Here is an 18,430-nt window from a genome sequence, read left to right on the forward strand (position 1 = left end):
ATCAACGTGGCAAATTAAGGGTTAACCATCACGGGTAAACCTTAATCTGTATCAATCTTCACAGTCGATTGAAAAGGCGCGTTCATTATCCTCTGTCGTTTAGTTCACTCCTACTGCGAATAGCTTGTGATCTTGGGAATGAGAGGCGCGACTAGTGGAAATCGTCTCAGGAGTTAATCTTCAAAAGTTAACAGTTCTTGAGGCGGCGACCTTGAGTAAAGTCACTCGAGATGACTCTGTCATGTGAGCGCTCAACTTGCATTTATCGTCCAAATCATGATCAATCCCTGCATCTGAAGCGGTGGGCCGGTGATTGCGTTAACCATTTCCGTTTAACGCCAGCGCAACTTCCACCGATCAAAGCGGGGGCGATCTGACCAGTCGCCCCGGGAAACAAAGAAGGTGGGACGACACATGCGACAGGATGAGCTTTCGATGACGCAGGGCGCACAAGGCGCCGATCTCCAGCAGCCCGAAATCGTGCTGCCGGAAAATGCGGTGCGCGTAGCACCCGGCCCCGGCGGCTCGGTCAATCTTCCCGAAGGCACCGAGGTCGACGACATCACCGTCGCCGGCCGCGACCTCGTCGTCCAGCTGCCCGATGGCAGCTACATGATCATCGAAGGCGGCGCCGTCTTCGTGCCCCAGCTCAATATCGGCAGTGTCGAGGTTCTCCCCACCACCCTCGCCGCGCTGCTGATCGGTGAAGAGCCCCAGCCCGCCGCGGGCGACACGCCCTCGAGCGGCGGCAACTTCGGCATTCCCGTGCCGCCGCTGCCCCCCGGCATTGGCCTCGGCGACCTGCTTCCCCCCACCGCGCTCTTCTACACCCCGCCCGAATATCGCGAGCTGGGCCTGTTCGAAAACGACGTGCCGGAAATCGTCATCCAGACGCCCGAGGTGCCCTTCGGCCTGCCCAATGCCTTCGCGATCGTCGACGAAGCCGGCCTGCCGGCGAACGGGCCGCTGCGCGGCGACGACGAGCCTGCCGGTACCGGCGAGGATGACGATGGCAATCTGACCAACAACAGCGACGCCAGCGAATTCACCGGCGGCACCTTCGTCTTCTCCTCGCCCGACAATGCCATCCCGGTGGTCGAGGCAGGCGGCCTGACGATCAATGGCGTGGTGGTGATCTACAACGAGAACACCAACCCCCCGCCCGAGGAATGGCAGGCCATCCAGGGTGAATATGGCATCCTGTACATCACCGGCGGCCTCGAGAACGGCTTCGTGACGTTCCAATATGTCCTCTCGGACAACACCATCGGTGCCGAGACCGACAATTTTATCGTCACCGTCACCGACCCCGACGGCGATAGCGCTACGGCGACGCTGACCATCCAGATCATCGACGACAGCCCCGAGCCCGAGGACGATGTCGTCACGCTGCAGCTCGGCCAGGACGAGGCCACGGGCAATGTCATCTCGGGCGAAGGCTCGGACGACGGCGCGGACAGCGCCGACATCATGGGCGCCGACGGGTTCAAGGACTGGGGCCTCGTCATCGACGGCCAGGACGTGGTCATCACCGGTCCCGGCTCGGTGAAGACCGACTATGGCACGCTCTTCTATGACGCCGAGGGCGAATGGACCTATGTGCGCGACGAGGGCGGCGCCGGCGGCAAGACCGAGGTGTTCGAATATTTCGTGCGCGACGGCGACAACAGCCGCGAGACCGCCACGCTGACCATCATCATTCCCGATGAAGGTCCCGACGTCGAAGTGCCGCAGGACAATGCGGACAATCCGGCGCTCGGCGCGCCCGGCACTTTCGTGTTCGAATGGGGCCTCGATGCTGGCGAGAACGGCAGCCCCGGCACGCAGGCCGCGGGCAATGGCGAGACGACCAACGGCACCGTCACCTTCACCGACGGTGACGCGCCCTCGACCTTCGAGATCGACGGCACGCCCGTGACCGCCGGCTCGATCGTCAACGGCGAGCATGGCACCCTCGAAGTGCTCTCGATCGAGAATGGCGAGCTCACCTATCGCTACACGCTGACCGAGAATACCGATGGTAACAGCACCTCGGACAGCTTCGAGATCACCGTGATCGATCCCGACGATCCCAATGATCCCAATGATGACGAGAAGGTCACCAAGACCCTCACCATCCAGATCATCGATGACGAGCCGATCGCGCTGGACGATGCCAACAGCATCGCCGCGGGCGAATATGGCCCCGCCACCGGCAATGTGATCGACGAAAATGACACCCCCGGCGCCGATGACGGCACCGTCACCGCGATCGCCAGCGTCAACGTGCCCGCCAACGAGAGCGAAGGCGAAGGCACGCTGGTGATCCAGGGTGAATATGGCGTGCTCACCATCGAGGCCGATGGCGACTACAGCTATGTCCGCGACTTCGGCACCGAAGGCGGCGTCGAGGACGTGTTCACCTACACGCTGACCGACGGCGACCAGGATCCGACCACCGCCCAGCTGGTCATCAGCATCGGCGATGATGGCGTGACCGTCTCGATCCCCGAGCCGGGCGGCGACAGCACGACCGTCTATGAAGATGCACTGCCCGCGCGCGGCGAGGAGCCGGCGGGCACCGACGAACTCGGCGGCGGCGTCAATGACGATCCGGGCGAATTCACCAGCGGCACGGTCACCTTCATCTCGAAGGACGGCCTTGGCGGCATCAGCGTGGCAGGCACGGCGCTCGTGCTCGACGGTGCCTTCCCGCAGACCGTGTCGAGCGATGCCTCCGGCGTCCTCGTCATCACCGGCGTCAGCTATGATGCGGAAACCGGCATCGGCTCGTTCGATTACGAATATACGCTCATCGACAACACGCTGACCGATCCGGACAGCGTCAGCTTCACCGTCGAGGTGAGCGATGCCGATGGCGATTCCAACGAGTTCGCCGAACTCGAGATCGCGATCATCGACGATGCGCCGATCGCCTATGCCGACACCGATTCGATCAACGAGTCCGACCTCGGCCTCGCCACCGGCAATGTCATCACCGACGCCGATCCGGGCGATGCGGGCGACAGCGACGACGGGGCCGACAATGCCGGTGCCGACAATGCCACGGTCGTCGGCGTGGTCGCCGGCGAGAATCTCAACGGCGACGGCACCGACCTGGTCGACACCGTCAACGGCGAGGTCGGCATGCAGCTCGACGGTCTCTACGGCACGCTGACGCTCTACAGCGACGGCAGCTACGACTATGACCTCGACAATGGCGATCCTACCGTCACCGCGCTTGTCGACGGGCAGGAGATCTTCGACGTCTTCACCTACACCATCGAGGATGGTGACGGCGACCGGGACAGCCAGACGCTGACCATCACCATCATCGGCGACAATGCCGGCCCGTCGGTCCGCAACGTCACCCTGTCGGTGTCGGAAGAAGGCCTGGCTGGCGGCAATCCCGACAGCGCTGGCGTCGACGACGACACCAACTCGGACATGGACACGGCCGACGTGCAGGGTAGCGATCCCGACGGCGATACGCTGACCTACAGCATCGCGGCGCCGACGACCGGCACCTATTACAGCGCCGACGGGCAGGTCATCACCTGGGTCCAGGTCGATCCGCAGACGGTCGAAGGCCGTGCCGGCGGCGAGGAAGGCCCGCTCGTCATCACGGTCAGCATCGACAGCGCCACCGGCGTCGTCAAAGCCGACCTTGACGCGCCGATGTACCACGGCACCCCGCCCAGCGATGGTGACGGCAACATCGAAGGCCAGCTGACTATCGCCTTCGGCGTGACGGCGACCGATCCCGACGGCGTGGAAGGTACGTCGGTCGCGACCGTCGAGGTCGAGGACGACAGCCCGCTCGCCGGCGTCAAGACCGGTGAACCCGTGCCGAGCATCACGCTCGACGAGAGCTTGCCGTCCGAGGACGGCCTCGCCGAGGATTCGGCCAACTTTGCCGGCAACTTCAACATCGCGCCCGTCCAATATGGCGGCGACGGCCCCGGCACGGTCGCCTACAGCCTCGTGCTGATCGACACTGGCGATGAAGGCATCGGTTCGGGTCTCTATGCGCTCGATCCGAGCGATGTCGACGGCGTCCTCGGCGACGGCGACGGTGTCGGCCAAGGCGACGAGATCATGCTCGTCAACGATGGCGGCACGATCAAGGGCATGGCCGGTGGCCAGACCTACTTCACCATCACCGTGGACAATACGGGCGAGGTGACCTTCACCCAGCTGCTCAACATCTGGCATTCGGACACCGGCGATCATGACGATGCCGAAGGGCTCGTTGCCAATGGCGGTTCGCTGGTCCTGCGCCAGACCGTCACCGACGACGACAATGACAGCGCGACGGCCGATCTCGACCTGTCGGCGGGCGTCTTCTCGATCGAGGATGACGGCCCCGACGCGGTTGCCGACGAGGAAGCCGGTCTCGACACGCTGACGCTCGACGAAAGCCTGCCGTCCGAAGACGGCATCGCGGAAGCGATGGCCGACTTCTCGGACAATTTCGACCTCGTCATCGACTATGGAACCGATGGTGCGGGCAGCGTGACCTACTCGCTCGTCCTCGCCGCCGCCAATCTCGGTTCGGGCCTCTATGCGCTCGACCCCAGCGATACCGACGCGGCCGCCGACGATGGTGACGGGATCGGGCAGGGCCAGGAAATCCTGCTCAACATCAATGCCGACGGTGACACGATCACCGGTTCGGCGGGTGGCACCGATTACTTCACCATCACGATCGATGGCACGGGCCAGGTGACCTTCACCCAGCTCGAGAACATCTGGCACGGTGATCCCGGCGACGACGACGACAGCGAGGCGATCGACCTTGTCGAGGGCAGCATCCTCGTGCGCCAGACGGTGAAGGATGCCGACGGCGACAGCGACAGCGACGATGTCGACGTCTCCTCGGGGGTCTTCTCGATCGAGGATGACGGTCCGCATGCCGAGGCCAATCCGCAGGCCGCGCTCGACACGCTGACGCTCGACGAGAGCCTGCCGTCCGAAGACGGCATCGTCACCGCGAGCGCCCAGTTCGCGGACAATTTCAACCTCGTCATCGACTATGGCACCGACGGTGCGGGCAGCGTGACCTATACGCTGGTCCTCAACGGCGCCAATGTCGGCTCGGGCCTCTATGCGCTCGATCCCAGTGACACCGACGCGCTGGCTGACGACGGTGACGGCATCGGCCAGGGACAGGAAATCCTGCTCAACATCAACGGGGCCGGCGACACCATCACCGGTTCGGCCGGCGGGGTCGACTATTTCACCATCACCGTCGACGGCTCGGGCGAAGTGACCTTCACGCAGCTCGAGAACATCTATCACGGCGATCCGACCGATCCCGACGACGGCGAGGACATCGCCCTTGCCGCCGAGACCATCCAGGTGCGCCAGACGGTGACCGATGCCGATGGCGACAGCCATTCGGACGAGGTCGACCTGTCGACGGGTGTCTTCTCGATCGAGGATGACGGTCCCGATGCAGAGGCCAAGGACGGCGTCGATCCCGACACGCTGACGCTCGACGAGAGCCCGCTGTCGGAAGACGGGATCAACCCCGTCTCGGCCAACTTCGCTGACAATTTCGTCGAACTCATCGACTATGGCACCGACGGTGAAGGCGACGTCGTCTACTCGCTGTTCCTCAACGGCAGCAATGTCGGCTCGGGCCTCTATGCGCTCGATCCCAGCGACACTCTGGGGGTTGCCGACGATACCGACGGCATCGGGCAGGGCGAGGAGATCCTCCTCAACCTCAATGCCGATGGCGACACCATCACCGGTTCGGTCGGTGGTACCGACTATTTCACCATCGAGGTCGATACCGAGACCGGTGAAGTGACCTTCACCCAGATCAACAATATCTGGCACGGCAACACGGGCGACAATGACGACAGCGAGGCCATCGACCTTGCCGCCAACACCATCGAGGTTCGCCAGACGGTGATCGATGCCGACGGCGACAGCGACACTGCTGCTGTCGACCTGTCGACGGGTGTCTTCTCGATCGAGGATGACGGTCCGAGCCGGACCGACGCCGAGCTTTCGGGCACGGTCGACGAAGACGGCCTCACCGATGGTATCGAAGGTGGCATCGGCGACGTCGTGGGCACCAACACCGTGCTCAACGGCAGCGTCACCTCGCTGTTCGACCTCGGCACCGACGGTGCCGGCACCTACGGGATCGACAGCGCGGTGCTCGGCGCCAGCGGGCTGACCTCGGGCGGCGCGGCGATCACCTATTCGCTCAGCGACAGCGGCGACACGCTGATCGCGCACACCGGCGCCGACAAGAATGTCGCCAGTGCGCAGGTCTTCACGCTGCAGGTCGCGGCCAACGGTGCCTACACCTTCACGCTGCTCGGCCCGATCGACCATGAGAGCCTCGACGGGTTGGCGGGCGATGACACCGAGAACGACCTTGTCCTCAACCTCAGCGGCGCGATCATCGCCTATGATGCGGACGGCGACAGCGTGAGCGCCTCGGGTGACGATTTCCTCGTCACCGTCGATGACGACACGCCGGTCGAATTCACCGCCGATGCGGTGGCCTCGCTCGACGGCGACCAGCCGCCGATCACCGCCGATCTCAACCTCGCCATGGGCGCGGACGGTCTCGGCGTCGACGGCCTCGAGTTCGACATCGTCGACAACACCATCGCCACGGACCAGGAAGGCAACCAGCTCCGTCTCGACGGGCAACTGCTCTACTTGTTTGGCGACGGCACCGACACGCTGGTGGCGACCACCGGCATGAACGGCACCGGCGATGTCGGCTTCATCGTCACGCTCAACGCCGATGGCACCTACACCTTCGACGTCGAAGGCGTGATCACTAACGGTACCGCGACGAGCTTTACCGATCTCTCCTCGACCAAGGCGGGTAATGTGAGCTTTGCCGCGATCGGCGCCGATAATCCGGCCAACACTGCGGACAATATCGATGTCATCGTCTCGGCGGTGAACGAGCTGGGCGGTGCCGCCACGGTCAACACCAACGTCGACCAGATCGGTGCCGACTCGCAGGCGATCGCGCCGGGCTATGTGATCCGTTTGGACCTCGTCCAGAACGCCCAGTCGGGCGGCCCCGCGCCGAGCGGCTTCAGCTTCGACAGCTATGAAGGGACCGACCGCTTCCAGCAGGAAATCCCGCAGGTCCAGGGCAGCAACAATACGGTCGCGATCCGCGTCGGTGCGGTCTTCGAGACGGTGCAGGACCAGACCTTCTCCTACGATCTCGACAGCCTTGCCGATGGCAATGAGTCGATCCAGGAGATCACTTCGGTCACGATCTACGACTATGTGAAGGCGGGCAATGGGAAGAACTTCGTCGCCTCCTACACGGTCGAGGATCCGGGCAATGACACGCCGGTCAGCGTCAATGGCGGCCAGTATGAGGTCACCTTCCACGATGACGGCACGGTCACCATCGACGGCCTTGGCGCGACCGATGAATATGCCATCGAAACGAGCACCGATTTCAACTCGGTGATCGTCGAAGCTGATCCGGCCAACACCGAGAACTTCGACCTCGGCATCTTCACGCTGGGTCGCGAGACGGCCGGTATCCCGATCGACCAGGACTTCGACGTCATCGCCACCGATGCGGACGGCGACAGTGTCACGGGCCAGGTCGAGACCACGATCATCCAGCAGTTCGCCGGCAACCTCGTCGGGACCAACGGCGACGACGTGCTCACCGGTAACGGCGATGCCGACTCGATTGCCGGCAATGACGGGAACGATCAGATCACCGGCTTCGCAGGCAGCGACTATCTCTACGGCGGCGCGGGTGACGACATCATTGCCGGTGGTGACGGCAACGACTACATCCGCGGCGGCAACGGCAATGATGAAGTCTATGGCGGCGCCGGCGGCGATATCTTCGTCATGTCGTACAGCTCGGTGACCGACGGCAGTGTCGACACCATCGGCGACTACAAGACGTCCGATGCGGATATCATCGATCTCAGCAAGCTGCTCGAGGTGCCGAACGGGACCGACCTCAACGGCGGCGGTTATGTCCGCTATCTCGATGACGGCACCCTGCAGGTCGATGTCGACGGCGGTGGTGACAATTGGGTCACCGTGGCCACCGTTTTCTCGAGCCCCGGCGTGCACCCCGCCTCCGTCTACGTGGTGGTCGAGAGCCAGGGCAGCAGCTTCGTCGTGGTCAATGCGCAACCGGCACCGATGGCGCTCTCGATGAGCCTGAGCGCCGGCCAGACGCTGGTCGTCGCCAATGACGAGGCCGAGATCTCCAAGTCGCTCATGATGGCCTCGGCGGTCGCGGTAGGCTTCGGTCTTGCCGCGATGAACGAGACGATGCCGATGCAGTCGCTGCAGGCACCGGAAACGGTCGATGCCGACAGCTTCTCGACCATGAGCATCGAGGCGATGGGCGGCTACGAAGCCACCGCGCCGGACATGTCCGCGCTGCATCCCGAAGCCGCCTTCCTTGGCGAACCGGTCAGCGTGGAAGCGCCGTCTGTGTCGTCGGGCGAGGCCGCGGCCTTCGGCTCGGTCGAGGGTGACCTCGGCCAGCCGGATGCGGGCAGCAACAGCGCGATGGTAACCGAACAGGTCGCCTTCGAGGCACCCGAAGCGCCGGCCGCCTTTGCCGGTGGCGAGGTGGTGATGCCCGGTGCCGACGCGCTTGCCGCGCTGGCCGCGGGGCACGCGCAGGGCGTCGCGCCGGAGCTGGCCGACGTACTTGGCGATGCATTGCTGAAGGGCGATGCGGGCGACGTGCTCGAGACCGCGCTTGCGGCGCTCGGCGAAGGGCATACTGCGCTGGATCAACTGGCCATGTTGCCGGCCAATGATGCTGCCTCGATTTGGGGTGATGCGCAAAATGCTGGATTTACCGCCGATTTCGGGGCAAATGTAGATATGGAAGCGATGATGCTTCAACCCGATGCGGGGCTGGCCAACGGCTAGCCCTCGGCGGGCGGGGGTGGCACCGATGCCCGGTGCACCCCTCGCATGTGTGGGACCAGAGAGGGGCAGAACATGAAGAAGCGTTTGATTGCAGTCGCGTCGGTCACCATGGCCGCGATCCTTGGGAGCCCTGCACAGGGCGCCGACCTGCGTGAAGCCATTGCTTACGCGCTCCAGACCAGCCCGGAAGTGCGCCAGGCGGTGCACAACCGCGAGGCCACCATGTTCGAGCGCAAGCAGGCACAGGGTCTCTACTACCCGCGCATTTCGGTCGAGGCCTCGGCAGGGATCCGCGAGCTTCGCAACCCGACCCGTCGTTCGCTCGGCATCGCCAATGACACGCTTTATCCGCGCGAGATCGCGCTGACGGTCGACCAGCTCCTGTGGGACAATGGCGCCCGTGAAGCCGAGGTCGGCTACCAGGCCGCGCGCACCGATGCCGCCGCGGCGCGCATCGAGGAGCGCTCCGAATATATCGCGCTGAATATCAGCCGCGCCTATATCGACTACCTCCTGCAGCAGCGCCTCGTCGCCATCGCGCAGGACAATGCCGCCTTCCACCAGGGCCTCGTCAACGACCTCCAGTCGGGTGTCGATGCCGGCTCGATCTCGATCGCCGACCTCCAGCAGAGCCAGGAGCGCCTGCAGTCGGCGCAGGCCCGCGTCGTCGAGGCGCAGGAAGAGCTGGACGTCGCCGCGATCAGCTTCGAGCGCCTTGCCGGCATGCCGATCGGCAATGTCTCGATGCCGCCCGACCTGTCGAACGCCATGCCCGACACGCTTGGTGCCGCGATCGAACTGGCGCGCCTCGAGAACCCGATGGTCGAGGAAGCCAAGCACGACTATGCCGCCGCGCGCGAACTCATCGACAAGGCCAAGGGCGAGATGGGCCCGCGCTTCAACCTCGAAGGTCGCGTCCGCTACGGCGAGGACATCGACGGCTTCGATGGCATCACCGAGGATTACCAGGCCCGCGGCGTGATGCGCTGGGACGTCTTCACCGGTGGCACCAACGCCTACAATGTGCGCGAGCAGCAGGCGCGGGCCGACGAGGTCCATGCCCGCCTGTTCGAAAAGCAGCGTGATGCCGAGGAACTGGCCCGCGCCGCCTGGTCGCGCCTCACCAACCAGGGCCGTCTTGCCGACGAGCTGGCGACGCAGAGCCGCATCACCGATGACCTGCTCCTGTCCTATCGCGAGCAGTTCAACGTCGGTCGCCGTTCGCTGCTCGACGTGCTCGACGCGCAGAATACCCGCTACAATGTGCAGGCGCAGCTCGAGACCGCGCAGCTGGCGCAGCTCTATGCCCAGTATCGCGTGCTCGCGGCGACGAATCGGCTGGTCTGGGCGATGGGTGCAGAAATCCCGACGCCTGGCTACGTCCGGACTGCGGTTGACCAATATTGGGTCGATCCCGTCGAGCCCGTTGAACTCCAGGAAGACAGCATGGAATACCCGCCGATGGGCCCGCCGGCCGTCGACGAAGACTAAAAATGAATGGAACGGGGTATGAGTTTTGCCGCATGGCTATCCGATGAGCAGTCGCACGCGCTCGACCCCGTTCTAGACTGCCTTGCCTATGTCGCCCGCATGGGTGACCGGCCTTCATCGCCAGTCCTGCTCCGCGCAGGGCTGGCGCTTGACGAACAGGGGCTGCTTCCCTTCCACCAGATCGAACCCGCACTCGAACAGGCGGGCATGCGCGGCACGCCCGTCGAACAGCGGCGGCTGCGCGGCTGGCGCCCCGAGGCGCTGCCCGCGATCCTCGAACTGGAAGCGGGCCGAGCGGCGGTGCTGCTCGAACTCGAGGGTGCGCAGGCGCTCGTCTACGCCCCCGGCCTCGAGGAGCCGCTGTGGATCGAGCGCGCCGAACTGGCGCCCGTGATGACCGGCCGCGCGGTCGAGGTCGAGCCCGACCCCACCCGCGAACGCGAAGGCGAGCGTCCTTGGGACAAGGCGACCAAGCGCCACTGGTTCTGGTCCGAGGTGTGGAAGGCGCGCCGCGATTTCCGTCCCGTGCTGCTGGCAGCGATGGTGATCAACCTGCTCGCGCTCGCGGTGCCGCTGTTCACCATGAACGTCTATGACCGCGTCATTCCCAACGAGGCCGTGTCCTCGCTGTGGGTGCTGGCCGCCGGCGTCGGGCTGGCCCTGTGCTTCGACTATGCGCTTCGCCTCGCCCGTTCGCGGCTGGTCGACGAGATCGGGCGCAAGCTCGACGCGCGCTATTCGCAGCGCATCTTCGAGAAGGTGATGAACCTGCCGCTGGCGGAGCGGAAGGGCTCGACCGGCGCCTTTGCCCGCCGCGTGTCGGAATATGAGCAGGTGCGCGACTTCTTTGCCTCCACCAGCGTCGTGCTGCTGGTCGACATCGCCTTCATGGGCATCTTCCTCCTCTTCATCGCGCTGCTGGCGGGCTGGCTCGTCTTCGTGCCGATCGTGATGATCGCCGTGATGGTGATCGTCGGCTTCTCGCTGCAAAAGGCGATGGGGCGCACCGCATTGGACGCACAGGCCGACGCCAGCCTCCAGCACAGCGTGCTGGTCGAGGCAATCGGCGGGGCCGAGACGCTCAAATCGGCGCGCGCCGAAGGGCAGATGCTCGGTCGGTGGCGCCGCTTCGCCAATATGTCGGCGGCGACGCAGCAGCGGATGCGCCGCCTCACCGCCATCGCCACCAACCTTGCCGCCGTCACCCAGCAGGCGATGAGCGTGGCGCTCATCATCGGCGGCTTCTACCTCTTCCACTCGGGCGACATCACGATGGGCGCGATCATCGCCATCGTCATGATCGCGGGCCGCGCCATGGCCCCCGTCGGCCAGTTCGCGCTCCTCATGACCCGCGCCAAGCAGGCGAGCGCCACGCTCGACAGCCTGCAGGAAATGATGGAGGCGCCCGACGAGCGCGCCGCCGCCAGCCGCTCGATCGTGCCGCAGGTGCGCGAGGGGCAGGTGGCGATGGAGCGCCTGTCCTTCCGCTATCCGGGCGCCGCGACCGACAGCCTGTCGGAAATGACGCTCCGGATCGAACCGGGCGAGCGGGTCGGCATCATCGGTCGCGTCGCCTCGGGCAAGTCGACCTTCGGGCGCGTGCTGTGCGGCCTCTATGCCCCGACCGAGGGCGTGATGACCGTCGACGGGCTCGACAGCCGCCAATACCACCCGCACCAGCTCCGCGATGCCTTCCGCTTCGTCGGGCAGGATGCCGAGCTTTTCTCGGGTACGGTGCGCGACAATCTCATGCTCGGCGCGGCGCGCGCGAGCGACGAGGAACTGGTCGACGCGGTGCGCCGCTCGGGCGCCGACCTCTTCCTCAGCCAGGGCGCGGCAGGTTTCGACCTGTCGGTTGGCGAGCGCGGCAGCGCGCTGTCGGGCGGGCAGCGCGCGCTGCTGGTGCTGGCGCGGGCGCTGGTCTCCGATTGCAAGACGCTGTTCCTCGACGAGCCTACGGGCGCCATGGACACGCAGACCGAACGCTATTTCATCGACAAGCTCGGCAAGGCTCTCCGCCCCGACCAGACGCTCGTCGTCTCCACCCATCGCCACCAGATGCTGTCGATCGTCGACCGCCTGCTGGTGATCGACAAGGGTCGCCTGATTGCCGACGGACCGCGCGACGAGGTGCTCGCCAGCCTGACGCAGGCCGCGACCAAGTCGGGCGGCGTGCCGACCCCCGGAGGCGACCGGTGAACCGGAGCCTCACTTTCCGCCGCGTCTCGGTCGCGCTGGTCCTGCTCCTCGTGACGGGGCTGATGGTGGCGGGCGCGCTTCTTTTCCCGATGGGAGCCAGGGCACCTGCCACGCCCGTCGAGGCCAAGGTCCAGGTGCCGCTGCCCGCGCCCGACAAGGTGGTCGAGGCGGCGACCGGCACGGCGGTCACCGACATGACCGCGCTGGGGAAAAGCGCCGAAGTCATCAACGCCTCGCTGCCTTTTGCGGGCGGACCGGTTCTTTCGGCACGCGCCTTCACCGCCGCGGCGCCCGGCAGCCTGTCCTATGACCGCGCGCACCTGTGCCTGACGCAGGCCATCTATTACGAGGCGGGATTCGAGCCGGTCGAGGGGCGCCGCGCGGTCGCGCAGGTCGTCCTCAACCGTGTCCGTCACCCCGCCTTCCCCGCGAGCGTCTGCGGCGTCGTCTACGAAGGCGCCAAGAAGCGCGTCTGCCAGTTCAGCTTCACCTGCGATGGCTCGCTCGACCGGCGACCGGCAGCCGGCGCCTGGGCGACCGCCAAGCGGATCGCCGCCGACGCGCTGGCGGGGCATGTCGAGAAATCGGTTGGCATGGCGACCCATTATCACGCCGACTATGTCGCGCCGCGCTGGGCGCCGATGCTCGACAAGGTCGAGAAGCTGGGCGCGCACATCTTCTATCGCTGGCCGGGGGGCTGGGGGCGGCCTGCCGCTTTCCGCATGGGCTACCAGGGCGAGCCGCGCAGCATCGCGTCGCTGCAGCGCAACGCTCCCCCGGTCGGCGCCCTCGTGGGCGAGCAACTGGCCGAGGCGATCGCGCCCGAGCCCAAGCCCTTCCCGACGCGGGACGAGGATCCGACCATCCGCCGCGCCGACAATGACGTCGGCGGGCTGATCGACACCTCGAAGGGCTGGCGCCCGAGCATGCCCGATCCGACGCGGACGGGCAGCGCGGTCGCCCGCGTCAACCACACTCAGACCGCGCGCGCGGCAACGCCCGCGCTCCCCGGGGGGGGACAGTAATGAACGCCTTTTCCTTCATCGACCGCAACCGCGACGAGAATCGCACGCCGCCGAGCGCGGCGCGCACGACGATCCTCCTCATTGCCGGCGCCTTTGCCGCCTTCCTGATCTGGGCGGGGCTGATCGCCGAGGTGGACGAGGTGACGCGCGGGCCGGGACAGGTCATTCCCTCCTCCAAGGTGCAACTGATCCAGGCATCGGAGCCCGCGGTCGTGGAGGAATTGCTGGTGCGCTCGGGCGAGCGGGTCGAGGCGGGCCAGCTGCTCGCGCGGCTCGATGACACGCAGAGTGCCTCGGCGCTGGGCGAGATCGCGGCCGAAACGCGCAGCCTAGAGGCCCGCGAGGCACGGCTGCGCGCCGAAGGAACGGGTGGGACGCTGTCCTGCGAGGGTGCCGACTGCGATGCGGAAAGCGCGGTCATCGCGGCCCGCCGCTCGGCGCTGTCGAGCCGCGTCAGTGCCTTGAACGCGCAGGCCCGCCAGGCGCAGGCCGACGCGCAGGAAGCCAGCGCCACCATCTCCAGCCTGACCTCGAGCCTGCGGCTGGCGCGCGAGAATGTCGGGCGCCTCGCCCCGCTCGCCGAGCGCGGCATCGTGCCGCAGACCGACCTTGCCGATGCCCGCCGCGAGGTCATCGACCTCGAGGGGCGCATCGCCGCGGCGCGCGAGCAGCGCACGCGGGCGCAGGCCGCGGTCGCGGAAGCCAATGCGCAGGCCGCCGAGGCGCGGGCCGATTTCGCGCAGCAGGCGCTGGACGAGCGCAGCCAGGTGGCGAGCCGGATCGCGGTCAATCGCGAAAGCCTGCGCGGGGCCGAAGGGCGGCTGGCGCGCACCGAGTTGCGCTCGCCCGTGGAAGGCGTAGTGAACAACCTTGCCGTCACCACCATCGGCGGATTCGTCCAGGCCGGCGAGAGCATCATGGAAGTGGTGCCGATCGGCGACAAGCTGCTCGTCGAGACGCGGGTGAAACCGTCAGACATCGCCTTCGTCGCGGTCGGCGATCCCGCGCTGGTCACCGTCACCGCCTATGATTTTTCGATCTACGGGGGCCTCGACGGCAAGGTCGTCGAGATCAGCGCCGACAGCATCTATGACGAGGTCGAGCGCGAAGCCTATTTCAATGTCATCGTCGAGACCGATAAAGCCTATCTGGAATCGGGCGCGACCCAGCTCCCGATCACACCGGGCATGATGACCGACACGCAGATCATCACGGGTCAGAAGAGCGTGCTGGCCTACCTGCTCAAGCCGTTGAACAAGGCGCGCCGCGAAGCACTGACCGAGCATTAGCGCGGGGGGTAGTGACTAGTTGGCGGTGTAGGCCGCGAGCTGGACCGGCGCGATGCGCGTCGGGCGGGGCGCGGTCTCGCGCTTGTAGCCGTGGATCCACGCCTTGCCCGCCGAATAGCTGAACACGGGCTTGTAATCGCGCACCGCGTCGGAATCGAGGAGGCGGTCGGTCGAATTGTCGAGCACGAGGAAGCGACCCTCGTGGCGCACCACCAGCACCGCATGGTCGGCGCGGCGGACGAGATCCTTCAAGACGACGAGATAGAGGTCGTCGGCGGCAAAGCCGGCGGCGCGGAGCATCTGCATCTTGGCGATGGCATAATCCTCGCAGTCGCCGCGGCCCGAGCGAAGCGTCTCCGCGGCGGCGTTCCAGCGGTCGGCGCGGCCGGTCGCGGCGCGGTCGTCGGTGAAGGTGACGGCGCGGTTCACATAGGCGTTGATGCCGAGGAGCGCGTCCATGCGGTCGGCGGCGGCAAAGCGGCGCGCGACGTCGGCGGCACGGCCGAGCGAGCGGCGCGCGAACACATTGGCGAAACGCGCATCGAAGGCGGTCTTCGACACCGACAGCGCGGTCGAACCGAAGACGTCGGGGCGGCTGGCATGGGCGGTGCGCAGCATCGGCGCGGCGCGGTGGGCGGGGGCGAACCCCTCGAAGGTCGGCTTGGCGGCCATCAGTGCGCTCGCCATCATCAGCGGGGTGCCCGACTGGCGCGCCTGGAGCGCGGCGAGCGCCGAGGGGGCGCCGATGATCGCGCTGGCGGCAGCAGGGCTCGAGACGGGTTGCGCGGCGGCAATGGCGAGCCGCGGCGGCGGGGCGTTACGGTCGGTGCCTGCGCTCGCCGCTGCGCTTGCGGCCAGCGCCGGCGAGGCACCGGCGAGCGCCAGCATGGCGGGGAGGGCGAGAAGGGAGGCACGCTTGATCATGCCGCCCAACTTGCCGAGGCAAGCCGAATATCTGGCTAAGGGTTAAGGTTAAAATCGCGGTAAGCTTATGGTTTTTCGTCCAAATCGGAGAGAAATGCATCCACCGACAGGTTAAAGGCTTCGGCGCGCTCGGCATTGGAAAGATGCCCCGCCCCGGCGATGTCCTCGCGCCGCGCGGAGGGCAGGGCCGCCGCGAGTTCGTCGGACAGCTGGGGCGGGGTCACCGCATCCTCGCTGCCACACAGGACGAGTGCGGGGCAGGCGATGCGATGCAAATGCTGGGTCAGGTCGGCGCGCCACACGGCCTCGGCGCCGAGGACATAGGCCTCGGGCGGGATGGCGCTCATCACTTCGATCACTTCCTCGGCGAGCCCCTCGGGCGGGTCCTTGCCGAGCAGCATGGGCGCACGGGCCTTGGCGAGCGCGGCCATGCCCATGTCCCGCGCCCCCGCGACCGAGCGGTCGTAGATGGCCTCGCCCTCGGGATGGCGCGCGAAGCTGTTGGCGATCACGAGGCCGGCGATGCGCTCGGGCGCGAAAAGTGCCATCTCGAGCGCGATGATCCCGCCCAATGACAGTCCGCAGACCACGACGCGGTCGACCTCGAGCCGGTCGAGCAGGCCGAGCATGGCACGGGCATAGTCGGCGCGGGTCGCGCCTTCGACGAAATCGCTGTCGCCATAGCCGGGATAGTCGGCCGCAATGGCCATGCGATCGCCGCCGAAATGGGCGAGTTGGGGCATCCAGACGCTCTTGTCCGAGCCGACGCCGTGCAGGAAGAGGACCGGCAGGCGCCCCGCCTCCCGCGTTCCGGTCGTGATGGCGCCGATGCGCCCCGACTTGCTGTCAGTCCCCCCGGGCATAACGCTCCGACATTCCCCCAAAACAGGCTGCTTGTAACCCTAGTCCAACGACCTAGTGTCTATTGCCATGACCCGCATGACCGTCAACGGCCAGCCGATGGCCTTCGCGCTCGATCCCGAGACGCCGCTGCTCCACGCACTGCGCGAGGCGGCCAATATCACCGGCCCCAAGCATGGCTGCGAGGATGGCGGCTGTCATGCCTGCACGGTGCTGGTAGACGGCACGGCGGTACGCGCCTGCACGCTGACGATCGCGCGCGCTGAGGGGGCGGCGGTGACGACCATCGAGGGATTGCCGCCGGACCATCCGCTGTTCGCCGCCTGGATGGCCCAGCAGCCGAGCATGTGCGGCTTTTGCGACCCCGGCTTCATCACCGCGCTGGCGGGGCTGCTCGCCGTCAATGCGGCGCCGGGCGAGGAAGAACTGGCGGCGCTGCCCAATCGCTGCGCCTGCGGGGCGGGGCCGCGGATCGTGCGCGCCGGCATGGCGGCGGCGGCGGCTTTGCGCGCGGCATCGGCCAAAGCTGACGAAAGGCCGACCTTAACGTTCAGCTTAGGGTCAGCGGTTAAGGCGGAGGAAGAAAAGGAAAGTAAGCGTATCGAGTAGGAGAAGCGCCCATGCGCACCGCTTTGACCATCACCCTCGCCATGGCGCTGGCTGCACCCGGCGCCGCCCATGCTGCCACTGCCGCTGACAATGGCACCAACTTTACCGCCGCCCAGCCCGAGGACGACCGCGCGCAGGAACGCCGCGAAGCGCGGGCCGAGCGTGCCCGCAAGGCGCGTGCCGAGCGCGCCGAACGCCAGCGCGAGGCGCGGCAGGAGCGCCAGCGCAGCGAGAACCGCGAGCGTTCGCGCCAGAACCGTTCGCAGGCCTCCGACCGCGACCGCGACCGCAGCTTCAATGCGCGTGCCGCCAACGAGCGGATGGAAGCGGCCCAGCGCCGCGCCGAGAACGCCGAGCGCCGCGAGCGCAGCTCGGTCCGCCAGCGCGGCGAGCGCCAGGTCGATCGCGCCGAGCGTCGTCGGGAGATCAACGCCCGCACCGAGCGCCTGCGCGACAATGGCAATGTCGTGCTCCGCGGCGACCGCGATTTCGAGCGCGAGCGCGTTCGCGATCGCCGCGGCGAGCGTCGCACCGAGCGCCGGATCGAGCGTCGCACCGACGAGCGCCGCGACCGTGTCGAGCGCCGCCAGTCCCATTCGCGCGAATATTATCGCGACCGCGAGGATTACGCCAAGCAGCGCGCGGCCGACCTGCGCCGCAACGGTGACCGGATCGTGCGCTACAACGGGCGCGACTATCGCCACTGGCATTCGCACGACTGGCGCACCGACCGTCGCTACGACTGGCGCCGCTATCGCGACCGCAACCGGACGATCTTCAGCCTCGGCTATTATTACGATCCGTTCGGCTGGAATTATCGCCGTTACAACATCGGCTATAACATGCGGCCGAGCTATTATTCGAGTCGCTACTGGATCAGCGATCCCTGGCGCTATCGCCTGCCGCCCGTCTACGGTCCCTATCGCTGGGTGCGCTATTATGACGATGCGCTGCTGGTCGACATCTACTCGGGCGAAGTGGTGGACGTGATCTACGACTTCTTCTGGTAGGCCGGGTTCCCCGAGCGAGGGAATGAGAAGGGCGCTCGCGGCGACGCGGGCGCCCTTTTCTCATGGAGTGGTATCGGAACGCGACTCGGGCCCCACGCTTTGATCCTTCAAACCAAAGGAGAAACGC

The 18,430-nt window shown here is 66.4% G+C and carries 9 protein-coding genes; 7 read left to right on the forward strand and 2 right to left on the reverse strand.

Annotated elements, in window-relative coordinates; translation table 11 throughout:
• The first annotated feature begins 414 nt into the window (after positions 1–414).
• The 5 genes from NUW81_RS09150 to NUW81_RS09170 all read left to right on the forward strand — a co-directional run bounded on the left by NUW81_RS09150 (position 415) and on the right by NUW81_RS09170 (position 14,899).
• Positions 415–8,895 carry a DUF5801 repeats-in-toxin domain-containing protein gene (locus tag NUW81_RS09150; RefSeq protein WP_245112592.1) on the forward strand — a complete coding sequence of 2,827 codons (8,481 nt, stop codon included), beginning with the start codon at positions 415–417 and terminating at the stop codon, positions 8,893–8,895.
• A gap of 72 nt (positions 8,896–8,967) precedes the next feature.
• Positions 8,968–10,386, forward strand: coding sequence for a TolC family protein (locus NUW81_RS09155; protein WP_245112593.1), 1,419 nt, complete (start codon positions 8,968–8,970; stop codon positions 10,384–10,386).
• Between the two features lie 18 nt (positions 10,387–10,404).
• Positions 10,405–12,585 (forward strand): type I secretion system permease/ATPase, encoded by a 2,181-nt coding sequence (locus tag NUW81_RS09160; protein ID WP_245112594.1) that lies wholly within the window; start codon positions 10,405–10,407, stop codon positions 12,583–12,585.
• Entirely contained in the window at positions 12,582–13,610 is a 1,029-nt protein-coding gene (locus NUW81_RS09165) for a cell wall hydrolase (protein ID WP_245112595.1), read from the forward strand. Before NUW81_RS09160 ends, NUW81_RS09165 begins: the two co-directional genes overlap by 4 nt.
• On the forward strand, positions 13,610–14,899 hold the full coding sequence (locus tag NUW81_RS09170) for an HlyD family type I secretion periplasmic adaptor subunit (RefSeq protein WP_245112597.1): 1,290 nt from the start codon (positions 13,610–13,612) through the stop codon (positions 14,897–14,899). The genes NUW81_RS09165 and NUW81_RS09170 overlap by 1 nt, the downstream gene beginning before the upstream one ends.
• A gap of 15 nt (positions 14,900–14,914) precedes the next feature.
• On the opposite strand, the gene NUW81_RS09175 is transcribed toward NUW81_RS09170, so the two are convergent.
• Both NUW81_RS09175 and NUW81_RS09180 read right to left on the reverse strand, forming a co-directional pair.
• Positions 14,915–15,823, reverse strand: coding sequence for a transglutaminase-like cysteine peptidase (locus NUW81_RS09175; protein WP_245112599.1), 909 nt, complete (start codon positions 15,821–15,823; stop codon positions 14,915–14,917).
• 65 nt (positions 15,824–15,888) lie between these two features.
• Positions 15,889–16,686 (reverse strand): alpha/beta fold hydrolase, encoded by a 798-nt coding sequence (locus tag NUW81_RS09180; RefSeq protein ID WP_245112602.1) that lies wholly within the window; start codon positions 16,684–16,686, stop codon positions 15,889–15,891.
• 67 nt (positions 16,687–16,753) lie between these two features.
• Here NUW81_RS09180 and NUW81_RS09185 point away from each other — a divergent pair, with 67 nt between their 5' ends.
• Both NUW81_RS09185 and NUW81_RS09190 read left to right on the forward strand, forming a co-directional pair.
• The gene (locus tag NUW81_RS09185) at positions 16,754–17,293 is read left to right on the forward strand and encodes a (2Fe-2S)-binding protein (protein WP_245112604.1); all 540 of its coding nucleotides are present in this window, start codon (positions 16,754–16,756) and stop codon (positions 17,291–17,293) included.
• Positions 17,294–17,304: 11 nt separating this feature from the next.
• Positions 17,305–18,303 carry an RcnB family protein gene (locus tag NUW81_RS09190; RefSeq protein ID WP_245112607.1) on the forward strand — a complete coding sequence of 333 codons (999 nt, stop codon included), beginning with the start codon at positions 17,305–17,307 and terminating at the stop codon, positions 18,301–18,303.
• The last annotated feature ends 127 nt before the right edge of the window (positions 18,304–18,430 follow it).

It is taken from the genome of Sphingomicrobium aestuariivivum (assembly GCF_024721585.1).
Classification (GTDB): Bacteria; Pseudomonadota; Alphaproteobacteria; order Sphingomonadales; family Sphingomonadaceae; genus Sphingomicrobium; species Sphingomicrobium aestuariivivum.